Here is a 15,137-nt window from a genome sequence, read left to right on the forward strand (position 1 = left end):
CGGCGGCATGAGCGAGTACACGACCGCGCGCACGAGCGAGCACACGCACGATGTCATCACCCTGACCGGAGCCCGGGAGAACAACCTCAAGGACGTCACCCTCCGCATCCCGAAGGGCCGGCTGACCGTGTTCACCGGTGTTTCGGGATCGGGGAAGTCGTCGATCGTCTTCGACACGATCGCGGTGGAGTCGCAGCGTCAGCTGAACGAGACGTATCCGTGGTTCGTCCGCAACCGGCTGCCCAAGTACGAGCGGCCGCACGCCGACACCATGGAGGACCTCTCCCCCGCGATCGTCGTCGACCAGCGGCCGGTCGGCGGCCACTCGCGGTCGACGGTCGGCACGATGACGGACGTCTACTCGGTGATCCGGGTGCTGTTCTCCCGGCACGGCACCCCGCGCGCCGGACCGGCGACGGCGTACTCGTTCAACGACCCGTCGGGCATGTGCCCCGAGTGCGACGGGCTCGGGCGGACGGTACGGCCCGACTGGGACCGCATTTTGGACCCGGACCGCTCCCTGGCCGACGGGGCGGTCCGCTTCCCGCCGTTCGCCGCCGGGACCTGGCAGGGGCAGGCGTACACGAACAGCGCCGACCTCGACCCGCACAAGCCGGTGGGGCAATTCACCGCCGCCGAGCGGGAGTTCCTCCTGCGCGGGCGGCCCGGCAGCAAGGTCACCGTGGGCGGCAGCGGCGGCACCTGGACCACCGAGTACGAGGGGCTCGCCGACCGTTTCGAACGGCTGTACCTGAAGCGGGACCTGTCGGCGATGAGCCAGAAGACCCGTGACCTCGTACGGGAGTACCTGGTGGAGGGCACCTGCCCGGCCTGCCACGGGGCACGGCTCAACCAGGCCGCGCTCGCGACCCGGATCGGCGGGTTGAACATCGCCGACTGCACCCGCATGCAGGTCACCGATCTCATCGCCGTACTGAAGGAGATCGACGACCCGGTCGCCCGGCCGATCGCCGCAGCCGCCGTCGCCGCACTGGAACGCATCGAGGCGATCGGTCTCGGCTACCTCAGTCTCGACCGGGAGACCTCCACCCTGTCCGGCGGCGAGGGGCAGCGGCTGAAGACGGTCCGCCACCTCGGCTCCAGCCTGACGGGGATGACGTACATCTTCGACGAGCCGAGTGTCGGCCTGCACCCGCGTGACGTGGGCCGCCTCGGTGATCTGCTGCTGCGGCTGCGCGACAAGGGGAACACCGTGCTGGTCGTCGAGCACGACCCGGACGTCATCGCGCTGGCCGACCACGTCGTCGACATGGGGCCGGGCGCCGGTGACGGGGGCGGCCGGGTGGTGTTCGAGGGGACACCGGACGAGCTCGCCGCCTCCGGCACGCTGACCGGACGGTGCCTGCGGCGCCGTACCGCCGTCAAGGAGGAGGTGCGGGAGGCGACCGGCGAGCTGTGGGTGAAGGGCGCCGGCCGGCACAACCTGCAGGACGTGACCGTGCGGTTTCCCACCGGGGTGCTCACCGCCGTGACCGGGGTCGCCGGGTCGGGAAAGAGCTCCCTGGCCGGGGAGTTCACCGCCGCGCACGCCGACGCGGTGGTCGTCGACCAGTCGTCGATCGGGATCTCGGCCAGGTCCACCCCGGCGACCTACCTCGGGATCATGGACACGGTACGGAAGATCTTCGCCCGCGGGACGGGGTCGGAGCCGGGCCTGTTCAGCTTCAACTCCTCCGGCGCCTGCGGCACGTGCGAAGGGCGCGGGATCATCCACACCGACCTCGCCTTCATGGACCCGGTGACCACGACCTGCCACGACTGCGAGGGGCGGCGCTTCAACGAGGAGGTACTGCGCCTGACCGTGGACGGCCGCTCCATCGCCGACGTCCTTCAGATGACGGCCGGCCAGGCCCTGGACTTCTTCGCCGACCCGGGCGTACGACGCCGGCTGCGCGCGCTGCGGGACGTGGGACTCACCTACCTGACGCTCGGGCAGCCGCTGTCGACGCTGTCCGGAGGCGAACGGCAGCGCATCAAGCTCGCCACCCGGCTGCACCGGACGGGCGCGGTGTACGTCCTCGACGAGCCGACGACCGGGCTGCACATGGCCGACGTGGACGGGCTCGTCGCGCTGCTGGACCGGCTCGTGGACGCGGGCAACACCGTCATCGTCGTCGAGCACAACCTGGACGTCGTCGCCCGGGCCGACTGGGTCATCGACCTCGGCCCGGACGGCGGCAGGGACGGCGGACGGGTCGTGTTCGAGGGAACGCCCCGGCACCTGAGGGAAGCCGACGGCTCCTTCACGGCGGAGCATCTGCGGCGGGCGGTGGCCCGGGCCGTGCCCGCGCTCAGCCGGTGAGACAGCCCCCGGACGCGTCGACGTCGGTGCCGAGCACCGGGGCCGCGGACGAGGCCCGCGCGGCATCCACACCCGGTCCAGTGCGGTGCACCCCAGGGGCCCATCCCCTCCCCTGGGGTGACCTGGCCCGGAATGGCCCTGCATGATGGTCCGCCGACGCCCGATGGGTTCCGGCCGGTCCCGGAGGCAGCGTCGACGCAGTACCCGACACGTCCCACCCGATACGGAGTCACGCTCGTGCCCAGCAAGAAGGCCCTCGTCCGCCGCCCCAGCCCCCGCCTCGCCGAAGGGCTGGTGACGCACATCGAGCGGGAGAGGGTCGACGTCGACCGGGCGGTCGAGCAGTGGGAGGCGTACGTGAAGGCCCTGCGCACGCACGGCTGGGAGACGATCGAGGTGGATCCGGCCGACGACTGCCCCGACTCCGTGTTCGTCGAGGACACGGTGGTGATGTACAAGAACGTGGCGTTGATCACGCGGCCGGGTGCCGAGTCCCGGCGTGCCGAGACCGCCGGGGTCGAGGAGGTCGTGGCCGGCCTGGGCTGCTCGGTGAACTGGATATGGGAGCCGGGCACGCTGGACGGCGGCGACGTACTGAAGATCGGCGACACGGCCTACGTCGGCCGGGGCGGGCGCACCAACGCGGTCGGGGTGCAGCAGCTGCGGGCCGCGTTCGAGCCGCTGGGCGCGAGGGTCGTCGCCGTGCCCGTGAGCAAGGTGCTGCACCTGAAGTCGGCGGTCACGGCGCTGCCGGACGGTACGGTCATCGGGCACATCCCGAAGATGGACGCGCCGTCGCTGTTCGCGCGCTTCCTGCCGGTGCCGGAGGAGTCCGGCTCCCACGTCGTGCTGCTCGGCGGCGACAAGCTGCTGATGGCGGCGAGCGCGCCGAAGACCGCGGAGCTGTTCGCGGACCTCGGCTACGAGCCGGTCGTGGTGGACATCGGCGAGTTCGAGAAGCTGGAGGGCTGTGTGACGTGTCTCTCGGTGCGGCTGCGGGAGCTGTACGCCTGACCGGGCGGGCGATTCTGTCGTTCGGCCCCCGACCTGCGGGTCCGGGAGTCCGTGTCGTTCCCTGATGTGACCACGCTGATCAGCGATCTTTACATCACCCTTAACCTACGGCCCCGTAACCTACGAATACGTAGCCTACGATGGCGTAGGTTCATAGATTTCCGCTCGCACGTCCCCCTGGAGCCTTCATGACGACCACCACTCCGCACCTCGGCAGCCCGGCCGGCGCCTGGACCGACGCCCAATTGCTGTACGCCCTGGAAGAAGTGGTCGAAAAGGAGCTCAACCGGCATCTGCAGGTCGCCAAGGACTGGATGCCGCACGAGTACGTGCCCTGGAGCGACGGCCGCAACTTCCCCGGTTTCTTCGAGGACGGCGAGGCCTGGGACAAGCAGCAGTCCAAGGTCACCGAGATCGGCCGGATCGCGCTGGTGGTCAACCTGCTGACGGAGGACAACCTCCCCAGCTACCACCACGAGATCGCCACGCTGTTCGGCCGGGACGGCGCCTGGGGCACCTGGGTGCACCGTTGGACGGCCGAGGAGGGCCGGCACGGCATCGTGATGCGGGACTACCTGCTCACGTCGCGCGCGGTCGACCCGGACAAGCTGGAGCAGTTCCGCATGGCCCACATGAGCGAGGGCTTCGAGCACGACCACCGGCACTCGATGCTGCACTCGGTCGCCTACGTCGCCTTCCAGGAGCTGGCCACCCGCATCTCGCACCGCAACACCGGCCACCAGTCCGGCGACCCGGTCTGCGACCGCATGCTGGCCCGCATCGCGACCGACGAGAACCTCCACATGGTCTTCTACCGGAACCTGCTCAAGGCGGCCTTCGAGCTCGCGCCCGACCTGACCATGCAGGCGGTGCGGGACGTCGTGGTGAACTTCCGGATGCCCGGTCACGGCATGCCCGGCTTCGAGCGTTTCGCCGCGCAGATGGCGATCGGCGAGGTCTACAACCTGCGCATCCACCACGACGACGTGCTCCAGCCGGTGCTGCGCTTCCTGAAGGTCCTGGAGATCGACGGCCTGGGCGCCGAGGGCCGTCAGGCGCAGGAGGAACTCGGCCTGTTCATGGGCGGTCTGGACGCCGAGGCGGCGAAGTTCGACGAGAGGCTGGCCGCGCGCAAGGCCCGGATGGCGGCCCGCGCGGGCGGCTGACCGCCGCCGTCAGGGAGGGCGGCTGGATTCGAACCGGCGTGCCTTACGAGCTGTGCCGCCAGCGTGGGGTACGCCGCAGCTCCAGCCGCTCCTTCTCCGACAGACCGCCCCACACGCCGAACCGCTCGTCGTTGTCCAGCGCGTACTCCAGGCAGGCGGAGCGGATGGGGCACATGCCGCAGATCCGCTTGGCCTCCCGCACGGAACTGCCGGGCTCGGGAAAGAAGAAGTCCGCCCCCGTCTGCGCGCACAGCGCCTCCGCCTGCCAGGCGAGGTCGGGCGACGTGATCGTTTCGATGTGCATGGCCAGAAGGGTGCCGGGCGGCGAAAAACGTTCGCTCAACGCGGGATCAACGCCTCACCGCCCGGCGTCGGGCGACGGCACGATGATGACCCCGCCGGCTGCGGGCACGCACGGCGGCGCGCCGGGCGATCGCGCCGCAGGCCGCGGATCGCCCCGGCGAGGGCTATCGGGTGAGTCCTGCCCCGGGTCGCCCCGGAGCACGGCGAAGCGGGCACCGTACGGGTCTGCGAGCTTGGCCATCCGGCCGACCCCGGACACGGAGGTGGCCGGCATCCGGACGCTGCCGCCGAGCTCCTGTGCCCTGGCGACCGTGGCGTCCGTGTCGTCGACGGCGAAGTAGGGCAGCCAGTACGGCCCGGACCCGGCCTCTGTGGGTTCGTCGGCCAGGGGCACCAGGCCGCCGAACATGGCGTCCTCGCCCGTGCCCGCCGGATTGATGCCCGTGTAGGTGCCGCCGGGGAAGGACACGGCCGAGGTCTCCCAGCCGAGCACGGAGTGGTAGAAGGCGGCGGCGCGGGCGATGTCCGGGGTGTACAGCTCCACCCAGCACAGCGACCCGGGTTCGCCGGCCACGTCGACGCCCTTGAGCCGGGTCGGCTGCCAGATCCCGAAGGCCACGCCCGCCTGGTCGGCCAGGATCGCCATCCGGCCCTGGCCCAGGACGTCCATGGGTGCCACGGGCACACTGCCCCGGGCGTGCTCGGCCGCCTTGACGGTGGCGTCCGCGTCGGGGCTCTGGAAGTACACGGTCCACGAGGGCGGGCCCTGCTCCGGCGTGTTCTGCATCCCACCCGCGACGGTCCGGCCGCCGAGCTGGAAGAAGCCGTAGCCGCCGGCTTCGGGGCCCGCCGACCGGAACCGCCAGCCGAACAGGCCGCCGTAGAAGGACGTGGCGCCCTCGATGTCGGACGTGCCGACGTCGGCCCAGTTCGGAGCGCCGTGGACGAATCGGGTGGTGAGCATGGTGCCCTCCCGCGAGAGGTCCCGTGTGCCTGCTCTGCCGAGTCTCGCACCGGGCACTGCCACGCGCCGTCGGAGCGTGCCCACGCCTGTCCTGGGCTGTCGGGATGTCCGTCGGGATGCTTTTCGGTGCGGCACTCCCGAAGCAGGGCGTGCCGCCGTCCGTCTCCGCTACGCCGACGCCCGCCGCACCAGCGTCGTCGGCAGTACCACGCTGGACGGGGTGCCTCCCACCGCGTCCTCGGCGGTGGGGCGGTCCAGGCCGCGCAGCAGCAGGCGGGCCATGAGGCGGCCCATCGTCTCGATGTCCTGGCGGACCGTGGTGAGCGGCGGGTCGGTCTGCTCGGCGACGGGGAGCATGTCGTCGAAGCCGACCACGGCGACGTCCTGGGGGACGCGCCGCCCGTGCTCGCGCAGCACCCGCATCGCGCCCGCGGCCATCAGGTCGTTCGCGGCGAACACGGCGTCCAGGTCGGGGCAGCGGCCGAGGAGTTCCCGCATCGCGCGCTCGCCGCCGACCGGAGTGAAGTCGCCCTCGGCCACGAGCCGCGGGTCCGCGTCGACCATGACGTCCCGGAAGCCGTCGAGCCGGTCCACCGCGGACGTCTGGTCGAGGGGACCGGTGATGTGCGCGATCCGGGTGCGGCCGAGACCGACGAGGTGCCGTACCGCCTCGCGGGCGCCACCCCGGTTGTCGCTGTCGACGTACACGGCGGTGGGGGTCTGCCCTGCTCCGGCGGAGCCGCGAGCAGGGGGGAGCGTGCCCTCGTCGCTCCACCCCGGCCGTCCGCCGAACACGGTCGGCACTCCGGCGCGCCGGATCAGCCCGGGGAGCGGGTCGTCGAGGTGCAGCGAGAAGACGAGCGCGCCGTCGACGTGGCCGCCGGCGAGGTAGCGGGCCACGCGCGCGTGGTCGTCGCGGCCCTCGATGAGCAGCAGCACGAGCTGGTTGTCGTGGGCCGTCAGCTCCTTGCTGATGCCGCGGAGCTGCTGGGCGAAGAAGGGGTCGGCGAAGACCCGGGTCTCCGGTTCGGCGATGACGACGGCGACGGCGTCGTGCCGCTTGGTCACCAGGCTGCGGGCGGCCTGGTTGGGGACGTACCCGAGCTCCTCCACCGCCCGCCGGACCCGCTCGACGAGGGGTTCGCGCACGCCGTCCGCCCCGTTGACGACGCGGGACACGGTGGCCCGCGAGACCCCGGCCCGGGCGGCCACGGCCTCCAGCGTGGGGCGCGGCGCTGTCTCGGTCACTTCGGGGCTCCTCCTCGGCGGTTGCGGATCAGCATAGCCCCGGCCGACCGGCCGGGTGAGAGCGCTCTCCGTGACAGAGAGCGCGTTGGGGACGCAGGGGGCTTTCCGCTGCTGGAGGTTCGGGGCGGCGTACGCGTCAGGGCGTCTGCGCTCCCGGTCCCGGCTTCTTCGCCCGGCTCGGCTGGACGCGCTTCGGCTCGCCCGGCATCTTCGGGTACTCCGGCGGATACGGCAGATCGCCGAGCCCGTGATCGTGCTCGTCGCGGCGCGCCAGGTCGAGCAGGGCGTCCAGGGAGAAGCGGTGGTCGTCCATGTCCGCGTGCACGTCGCCCAGTTCGGCGAAGCGTGCGGGCATGGTCGCCAGGTCGAAGTCCCGGGGGTGCGCGACCCCGACCTCCTCCCAGGTCAGGGGCGCGGAGACGGGGGCGTGCGGGCGGGGCCGTACGGAGTACGCGGAGGCGATGGTGCGGTCGCGTGCCGTCTGGTTGTAGTCCAGGAAGATCCGCCTGCCGCGTTCTTCCTTCCACCACTTGATCGTCACGTGCTCCGGCATCCGCCGTTCCATCTCGCGCCCGACGGCGATGGCGGCGCGCCGCACCTGTGTGAACGTCCAGCGCGGCTCGATCGGCACGAACACGTGCAGGCCCCGGCCGCCGGAGGTCTTGGGCCAGCCGCGCAGGCCGCCGAACTCGTCGAGGACCGCGCGCAGTTCGTGGGCGGCGCGCACGGCGTCGTCGTAGTCCGTACCGGGCTGCGGGTCGAGGTCGATGCGGAGCTCGTCGGGGCGGTCGACGTCGTCGCGGCGCACCGGCCAGGGGTGGAAGGTGAGGGTGCCGTACTGGGCGGCCCACACCACGGCGCCGACCTCCGTCGGGCACATCTCGTCGGCGCTGCGGCCGCTGGGGAAGGTGATGTGCGCGGTCGGGATCCAGTCGGGCATGTTCTTCGGGGCCCGCTTCTGGAAGAACCACTCGCCGTTCAGGCCCTCGGGGTAGCGCTCCAGGGTGGTGGGCCGGTTCCGCAGGGCGCGCAGGATGCCGGGGCCGACCGCGATGTAGTACCGGGCGAGGTCCAGCTTGGTGAAACCGCGCTCCGGGAAGAAGACCCTGTCCGGGCTGGACAGCCGTACGGTCCGGCCGTTCACGTCCAGTTCCACCGCGTCACCCATGCGAGCCACGGTAGGCGTACGGGGCAAACCTCGCACACCGGGCAATCCCCGCGGTATGCGCGCAGAATCAGGAGCATGGACCTGCCGGTGATGCCGCCCGTGAAGCCGATGCTCGCCAAGTCGGTGGCGAAGATCCCGCCGGACATGCAGTACGAGGCGAAGTGGGACGGCTTCCGGGCGATCGTGTTCCGCGACGGCCCCGAGGTGGAGTTCGGCAGCCGGACGGGCAAGCCGCTGACCAGGTACTTCCCCGAGCTGGTGACGGCCGTGCGGGAGCGGTTGCCGGATCGGTGCGTGGTGGACGGGGAGATCGTGATCGCGCGGGAGGGGCGGCTGGACTTCGACGCGCTCACGGAGCGCATCCACCCGGCGGACTCCCGGGTGCGGATGCTGGCCGGGAAGACGCCGGCCTCGTTCGTGGCCTTCGACCTGCTGGCGCTGGCGGACGAGTCGCTGATGGACGTGCCGCTCACCGACCGGCGCAACCTCCTCACCATGGCGCTGTCCGACGTGACGGCCCCGGTGCACCTGGCGCCGGCGACCACGGACATCGAGGTGGCGCGGCAGTGGTTCGACCGGTACGAGGGAGCCGGCCTGGACGGTATCATCGCCAAGCCGCTGAACCTGCGCTACCTGCCGGACGAGCGCGCCATGTACAAGGTCAAGCACGAGCGCACGGCGGACGTCGTCGTCGCCGGCTACCGCCTCCACAAGAGCGGCCCCGTGGTGGGCTCCCTGCTGCTCGGCCTGTACGACGACCGGGGCACCCTCCAGCACGTGGGTGTGTGCGCGGCCTTCTCCATGAAGCGGCGGGCGGAACTGGTGGCGGAGCTGGAGCCCCTGCGGATGGACGACGTGGCGGGCCATCCCTGGGCGGCCTGGTCGGAGGAGGCCGCGCACGAGACGGCCCGGCTGCCGGGCGCGCCGAGCCGCTGGTCGGGCCGCAAGGACCTGTCCTGGGTGCCGCTCAGGCCGGAGCGGGTGGTGGAGGTGGCCTACGACCACATGGAGAACGGTCAGCGGTTCCGCCACACGGCCCAGTTCCGCCGCTGGCGCCCGGACCGGACCCCGGAGAGCTGCACGTACGCGCAGCTTCAGGAGCCGGTGCGTTACGACCTGGCGGAGATCTTCGGCCCGTAGCCGCTTTCACGGCCGTTTCACGGCCGTGTCAGATCCGCGGCAGGCACCAGCCGCCCTTACGGCTGCATCAGCACCTTGACCGCGCCGTCCTGCTTGCGCTGGAACATCTCGTACGCGTGTGGCGCGTCGCTCAGCGGCACCCGGTGGGTGGCGAAGTCCTCGACGCCGAGGGGGTCCTCGTCCGTCAGGTACGGCAGGATGTCGTCGGTCCAGCGGCGCACGTTGGCCTGGCCCATCCGGATCTGGATCTGCTTGTCGAACAGGGTGAGCATGGGCAGCGGGTCGACCATGCCGCCGTAGACGCCGGACAGTGACAGGGTGCCGCCGCGCCGCACCAGGTCGATGGCGGTGTGGAGGGCGGCGAGCCGGTCGACACTGAAGCGTTCGGTGAGCGGGCCGCTCAGCTTGCGGGGCAGCATCGCCGAGGCCTGCTGGGCGAGCTTGGCCGCCGCGCTGCCGTGGGCCTCGGTGCCGACCGCGTCGATCACGGCGTCCGGGCCGCGGCCGTCGGTCTCGTCGCGGATCGCGGTGACGAGCTCCTTCTCGCTGTCGAAGGACCTCAGGTCGTACGTCTCCACGCCCCGCTCGCGGGCCCTGCGCAGCCGCTCCGGGACCAGGTCCACGCCGAACACCCGCCCGGCGCCCTTGATCTGGGCGACCCGGCAGGCCATGTCGCCGATGGGCCCGAGGCCGAGCACGGCGATGCTGCCGCCCTGCGGGATGTCGGCGTAGGCCACCGCCTGCCACGCGGTGGGCAGCACGTCGGCGAGGTAGACGAAGCGGTCGTCGGGCGGGCCCTCGGGGACCTTGATCGGGCCGTACTGGGCCTGCGGGACCCGCAGGTACTCGGCCTGGGCGCCCGGCACCGAGCCGTACAGCCGGGTGTAGCCGAACAGGGCGGCGCCCATGCCCTCGCCGTGGACCTGGGTGGTCTCGCACTGGGTCTGCAGCCCGGTCAGGCACATCCAGCAGTTGCCGCAGGCGATCTGGAACGGCACCACGACCCGGTCCCCCGCCTGCAGGTCCGGCACCCCGGCGCCGACCTCCTCGACGATGCCGATGGGCTCGTGGCCGAGGATGTCCCCCGGTGTCATGAACGGGGTGAGCACCTCGTACAGGTGCAGGTCCGACCCGCACAGCCCGGTGGAGGTGACGCGGATGATCGCGTCCGTCGGCTCCTGGATCCGCGGATCGGGCACGTTCTCCACCCGCACGTCCCGCTTGCCCTGCCAGGTCACTGCCCTCATCCCTCGCGCTCCCTCCGTCATGTGCGCGTCGGTCGTACGGCGGGCGTCCGGGTACCCGGACGCCGCCGCGCCGAACCGCACGCCCCGGCCCCCGGCAACGAATGCGCCAGACCAGGTCACAACCGATCAACTGTGGCCATCAATGGGCGCACAAGTGCACAATCGAGAGAAATCCGATGACCTGAGGCTCGGTGACGACCGTGGGCATGGGACGAAGAGCGCGCACGCGGCGCGCCGCGACGACGGCGCTGCTGGCCGCCACGGTGACGGTCTCCCTGGCGGCGGGCTGCACGGGGACGGACGGCCCGGGCGACGACGGCGGGGGCGCACCGAAGGAGTCACCGCAGGGATCGCCGCGGGAACCGTCGCCGGACGGGGCCGGCAACGCCCCTCCGGTCCTCGCCGTGAAGCTCGACAACGCGCGCGCCGCCCGCCCCCACACCGGCGTCGACGCGGCGGACGTGGTGTACGTGGAGCAGGTCGAGGGCGGGCTGAGCCGTCTGATGGCGGTGTACGCGACCAGGCTGCCGGAGGCCGTCGGGCCGGTGCGCAGCGCACGCGAGTCCGATCTGGAGCTGCTGCGCCAGTTCGACCGGCCGGTCCTCGCCTTCTCCGGGGCGCAGAGCAAGCTCCTGCCGCTGATCGACGAGGCGCCGCTGGAGGCCAAGTCGCCCGCCGAGGCGTCCGGCGCCTACTTCCGCGGCACCGGCAAGCCCGCCCCGTACAACCTCTATCTGCGGCCCGAGCGGCTGATGCCCGCCGCGCCGGGCCCGGACGCCCTGACCACCGGTTTCCGCTACGGTGCCGCCCCCGCCGGCGGCACGGCCGAGAACTCGCGCACCGTGCGCTACCCGGCGGCCCGCTTCACGTTCACCTGGTCGGACGCCCGCGACCGCTGGCTGGTCACCATGGACGGCGCCCCGGCCGTGACGGCCGACGGGGAGCGGCTGGCGCCCGCGACCGTCGTCGTGCAGTACGTGAACGTGCGCGACTCCGCCTTCAAGGACTTCCTCGGCAACAACACGCCGTACACGGAGACGGTGGGCTCCGGGAAGGCGACGGTACTGCGCGACGGGCGGGCCCACGACGTGCACTGGAAGCGCGCCGAGGCCACGGACGGCACGGCGTTCACCACCAACGACGGCACACCGGTGAACTTCGCCCGGGGCCAGGTGTGGGTGGTGTACGCCAAGGCGCCCTGATCAAGGCGCCCTGACCAAGGCGCCGGCAGCAGAGACTCGGCTCAACGCGGCGCCACCAGGGACTCGGCCGGGTTGCGCAGCCCCTCGGCCGCGTCCGCGACCCGCCGGATGAGGTCGAAGAAGACGGTCTGTTCCTCGGCGGTCAGCGGGGCGAGGAAGACCTGGTTCATACGGGCCGTGCGCACGGTCAGCTTGCGGTGGGTGCGCACCCCCTCCTCGGTGAGGCGCAGCAGGAACCGGCGGCCGTCCTGCGGGTCGCGGACCTTGTCGAGCAGCCCGCGGCGGCCGAGCCGGCTGATCACCTCGGCGATCGTGGACCGGTCCAGACCCACCCGCTCCCCCACGGTGCGCTGGTCCAGGCCCGGCTCGGCGACGAGCGTGTTGAGGACCGCGAACTGCGGCGAGGTGATCTCCTCGGAGACCATCGTGTTCCACAGCAGGTAGTGCGCCTGCTGGAGCCGCCGGGCCAGGTGCCCGGGATGGGTGGTGAGGTCCACCGCGGCCATGTGCGCCCCCACGGTCGTTTTCGTTGGTGCACTGAACGATACCCGGCGCCGGACCGGCCCGCCCAGCCCGCATCCCGCGTTATTCCGAGGTATTGACGCTCCGCCGCTCCGGTGGCAGCGTGAGGGCAACCTCGCTGAAATACTCAGTGCCCTGATTAATCCTGAGGGTCGGGGCGCTTGGAAGAGATGGGGCTTGTCGGATGGACAAGGTGGTCGCCTCGGCCCTCGAGGCGGTGGCCGACGTGCCGGAGGGCGCGTCGCTGGCGGTGGGCGGTTTCGGGCTGTCCGGTGTGCCGAACGTGCTGATCCAGGCGCTGTACGAGCGTGGCGTGGGCGCTCTGTCGGTGGTCTCCAACAACTGCGGGGCGATGGAGTCCGGGCTGGCGGTCCTCCTGGCGGCCGGGCGGATCGCCCGGGTGACCGGCTCGTACATCGGGGCGAACAAGGAGTTCGCCCGCCAGTATCTGGCCGGGGAGCTGGAGGTGGAGCTGATCCCGCAGGGCACGCTGGCCGAGCGGCTGCGCGCCGGCGGGGCCGGGATCCCCGCCTTCTACACCCCCGCCGGGGTGGGGACGCAGGTCGCCGAGGGCGGGCTGCCGTGGCGCTACGACGGCTCCGGCGGTGTCGCGCTGGCCTCGCCGCCGAAGGAGGTCCGGGAGTTCGAGGGGGTGGAGTACGTGCTGGAGCGCGGCATCCGCACCGACTTCGCGCTGGTGCGGGCGGCCCGGGGCGACCGGCACGGGAACCTGGTGTTCAGCAGGTCCGCCCGCAACTTCAACCCGCTGGCCGCGATGGCGGGCCGGGTGACGATCGCCGAGGTGGAGGAGCTGGTCGAGCCCGGGGAGATCGATCCGGACGCGGTGCATCTGCCGGGGATCTTCGTGCAGCGGGTGGTGGCCCTCACCCCCGAGCAGGCGGCGGACAAGAAGATCGAGCAGCGGACGGTCTCCGCGCCCGAGGCGCGAGGGACGGTGAGCGGCTGATGGCCTGGACACGCGAGGAGATGGCCGCGCGGGCGGCCCGGGAGCTGCGGGACGGCCAGTACGTCAACCTGGGCATCGGCCTGCCGACCCTGATCCCCAACTTCCTCCCCGAGGGCGTCGAGGTCGTCCTGGAGTCGGAGAACGGCATCCTGGGCACCGGCCCCTACCCCACGGAGGACCAGGTCGACCCGGACCTGATCAACGCGGGCAAGGAGACCGTCACGGTCCTGCCGGGCGCGTCCTTCTTCGACTCGGCGCTGTCGTTCTCGATGATCCGCGGCGGGCACATCGACGTCGCCGTGCTCGGTGCGATGCAGGTCTCCGAGCGGGGCGATCTGGCCAACTGGGCGGTGCCGGGAAAGCTGGTCACCGGGATCGGCGGTGCGATGGACCTGGTGCACGGCGCCCGTACGGTCATCGTGGTCATGACGCACACGGCGAAGGACGGCTCCCCGAAGATCCTTCAGCGGTGCACGCTGCCGCTCACGGGCAAGGCGTGTGTGAACCGGGTCATCACCGACCTCGGTGTCCTCGACGTCACCGGCGACGGACTGGTGCTCGTCGAGACCGCGCCCGGTGTGAGCGTCGAGGAGATCACCGCCCGGACCGATGCCAAGCTGATCGTCGCGGAGGCTGTGAAGTGAAGGACGTCTACATCGTCGACGCCGTGCGCACGCCGATCGGCCGCTACAACGGCGGCCTGGCGCGTGTCCGACCGGACGACCTGGTCGCGCACGCGATCCGCGAACTCCTCGCCCGGACACCTGAGTTGGACCCCGCCCGGATCGAGGACGTGTACGTCGGCAACGCCAACGGCGCCGGCGAGGAGAACCGCAACGTCGGCCGCATGGCCGCCCTGCTGGCGGGTCTGCCGACGTCCGTGCCGGGCGTGACCGTCAACCGGCTGTGCGCCTCCGGTCTGGAGGCGGTCGTCCAGGCCGCGCGGGCCATCGCCCTCGGCGATGCCTCCATCGCGTTGGCCGGCGGAGTCGAGTCGATGACCCGTGCCCCGTACGTCCTGCCGAAGAGCGACAAGCCCTTCCCGGCCGGGCACACCGAGCTGTACTCCACCACCCTCGGCTGGCGCATGGTCAACCCGAGGATGGACCCGCAGTGGACGGTTCCGCTCGGCGAGTCCGCCGAACTCATCGCCGACAAGCACAAGATCAGCCGCGAGCAGCAGGACGAGTTCGCCCTGGCCTCCCACCACAAGGCCGCACGGGCCCGGGCCACGGGCCTGTTCGACGCGGAACTCGCGCCCGTGACGATCCCGCAGCGCAAGGGCGACCCGGTCGTCTTCGATGCCGACGAGTGTGTCCGCGCGGACGCCTCCCTGGCGGCGATGGCCAAACTCCAGCCGTCCTTCCGGCCGGACGGCGGCACGGTCACGGCGGGCAATGCCTCCCCGTTGAACGACGGCGCCGCCGCGCTGTTGCTGACCGACGCCGACGGACTGAAGGCCACCGGCCGCGAACCCCTCGCCCGCATCTGCGGCACCGGTGTCGCCGCGACCGACCCGCACTACTTCGGACTCGCCCCCGTCGAAGCCGTCAACCGGGCACTGGCAAAGGCGGGCAAGGGATTTGGCGACCTGTCGGTCCTCGAACTCAATGAGGCCTTCGCCGCCCAGGTGCTGGGCTGCCTGGCCGAATGGCCGGAGTTCGACCCCGCGATCCTCAACCCGCAGGGCGGCGCCATCGCCCTCGGCCACCCGCTCGGCGCCTCCGGTGCCCGCCTCGCCGGCACCATCGCCCACCAACTCGCCCGCAAGGGCGGCGGCATCGGCGTCGCCACCCTGTGCATCGGCGTCGGCCAGGGCCTCGCCCTCGTCCTCGAACGCTGAGAACCGCGCCCAGCACCCCAGGAACCTCAA

14 protein-coding genes are annotated in these 15,137 nt (G+C 71.8%); 8 read left to right on the forward strand and 6 right to left on the reverse strand.

Annotation, left to right across the window (positions count from 1 at the left end; genetic code table 11):
* Positions 1 to 7: 7 nt before the first annotated feature.
* The 3 genes from ACYVMZ_RS07540 to ACYVMZ_RS07550 all read left to right on the forward strand — a co-directional run bounded on the left by ACYVMZ_RS07540 (position 8) and on the right by ACYVMZ_RS07550 (position 4,503).
* Positions 8 to 2,323, forward strand: coding sequence for an ATP-binding cassette domain-containing protein (locus tag ACYVMZ_RS07540; RefSeq protein WP_461076848.1), 2,316 nt, complete (start codon positions 8 to 10; stop codon positions 2,321 to 2,323).
* Between the two features lie 237 nt (positions 2,324 to 2,560).
* Positions 2,561 to 3,337, forward strand: coding sequence for a dimethylargininase (ddaH, locus tag ACYVMZ_RS07545; protein ID WP_461076850.1), 777 nt, complete (start codon positions 2,561 to 2,563; stop codon positions 3,335 to 3,337).
* 188 nt (positions 3,338 to 3,525) lie between these two features.
* Positions 3,526 to 4,503 carry an acyl-ACP desaturase gene (locus ACYVMZ_RS07550; RefSeq protein WP_461076852.1) on the forward strand — a complete coding sequence of 326 codons (978 nt, stop codon included), beginning with the start codon at positions 3,526 to 3,528 and terminating at the stop codon, positions 4,501 to 4,503.
* 43 nt (positions 4,504 to 4,546) lie between these two features.
* On the opposite strand, the gene ACYVMZ_RS07555 is transcribed toward ACYVMZ_RS07550, so the two are convergent.
* The 4 genes from ACYVMZ_RS07555 to ligD form a co-directional block, all read right to left on the reverse strand.
* Positions 4,547 to 4,807: a WhiB family transcriptional regulator gene (locus tag ACYVMZ_RS07555; protein ID WP_461076854.1), complete on the reverse strand. Its 261-nt coding sequence runs from the start codon at positions 4,805 to 4,807 to the stop codon at positions 4,547 to 4,549.
* A 54-nt stretch (positions 4,808 to 4,861) separates the two neighbouring features.
* The gene (locus ACYVMZ_RS07560; protein WP_461076856.1) at positions 4,862 to 5,770 is read right to left on the reverse strand and encodes a VOC family protein; all 909 of its coding nucleotides are present in this window, start codon (positions 5,768 to 5,770) and stop codon (positions 4,862 to 4,864) included.
* A 168-nt stretch (positions 5,771 to 5,938) separates the two neighbouring features.
* A complete protein-coding gene (locus tag ACYVMZ_RS07565; RefSeq protein WP_461076858.1) occupies positions 5,939 to 7,018 on the reverse strand; it encodes a LacI family DNA-binding transcriptional regulator in 1,080 nt (359 codons plus the stop codon).
* 136 nt (positions 7,019 to 7,154) lie between these two features.
* Positions 7,155 to 8,186, reverse strand: a complete 1,032-nt coding sequence (gene ligD / locus ACYVMZ_RS07570) for a non-homologous end-joining DNA ligase (protein ID WP_461076860.1) — start codon at positions 8,184 to 8,186, stop codon at positions 7,155 to 7,157.
* Positions 8,187 to 8,261: 75 nt separating this feature from the next.
* Here ligD and ACYVMZ_RS07575 point away from each other — a divergent pair, with 75 nt between their 5' ends.
* Entirely contained in the window at positions 8,262 to 9,326 is a 1,065-nt protein-coding gene (locus tag ACYVMZ_RS07575; RefSeq protein ID WP_461076862.1) for an ATP-dependent DNA ligase, read from the forward strand.
* A gap of 56 nt (positions 9,327 to 9,382) precedes the next feature.
* Here ACYVMZ_RS07575 and ACYVMZ_RS07580 read toward each other — a convergent pair whose 3' ends face one another.
* On the reverse strand, positions 9,383 to 10,573 hold the full coding sequence (locus ACYVMZ_RS07580) for a zinc-dependent alcohol dehydrogenase (protein ID WP_461076864.1): 1,191 nt from the start codon (positions 10,571 to 10,573) through the stop codon (positions 9,383 to 9,385).
* 206 nt (positions 10,574 to 10,779) lie between these two features.
* Between ACYVMZ_RS07580 and ACYVMZ_RS07585 the strand changes: the two genes are divergently transcribed.
* Entirely contained in the window at positions 10,780 to 11,775 is a 996-nt protein-coding gene (locus ACYVMZ_RS07585; protein WP_461076866.1) for a DUF3048 domain-containing protein, read from the forward strand.
* A 41-nt stretch (positions 11,776 to 11,816) separates the two neighbouring features.
* On the opposite strand, the gene ACYVMZ_RS07590 is transcribed toward ACYVMZ_RS07585, so the two are convergent.
* Positions 11,817 to 12,281, reverse strand: coding sequence for a MarR family winged helix-turn-helix transcriptional regulator (locus tag ACYVMZ_RS07590; protein WP_461076868.1), 465 nt, complete (start codon positions 12,279 to 12,281; stop codon positions 11,817 to 11,819).
* Between the two features lie 200 nt (positions 12,282 to 12,481).
* Between ACYVMZ_RS07590 and ACYVMZ_RS07595 the strand changes: the two genes are divergently transcribed.
* The 3 genes from ACYVMZ_RS07595 to ACYVMZ_RS07605 are packed head-to-tail and all read left to right on the forward strand — an operon-like array spanning position 12,482 to position 15,107.
* The gene (locus tag ACYVMZ_RS07595; RefSeq protein WP_461076870.1) at positions 12,482 to 13,264 is read left to right on the forward strand and encodes a CoA transferase subunit A; all 783 of its coding nucleotides are present in this window, start codon (positions 12,482 to 12,484) and stop codon (positions 13,262 to 13,264) included.
* Positions 13,264 to 13,908, forward strand: coding sequence for a CoA transferase subunit B (locus ACYVMZ_RS07600; RefSeq protein ID WP_461076872.1), 645 nt, complete (start codon positions 13,264 to 13,266; stop codon positions 13,906 to 13,908). The genes ACYVMZ_RS07595 and ACYVMZ_RS07600 overlap by 1 nt, the downstream gene beginning before the upstream one ends.
* Entirely contained in the window at positions 13,905 to 15,107 is a 1,203-nt protein-coding gene (locus tag ACYVMZ_RS07605) for a thiolase family protein (RefSeq protein WP_461076874.1), read from the forward strand. Before ACYVMZ_RS07600 ends, ACYVMZ_RS07605 begins: the two co-directional genes overlap by 4 nt.
* Positions 15,108 to 15,137: the final 30 nt, after the last annotated feature.

Source organism: Streptomyces deserti (assembly GCF_054782695.1).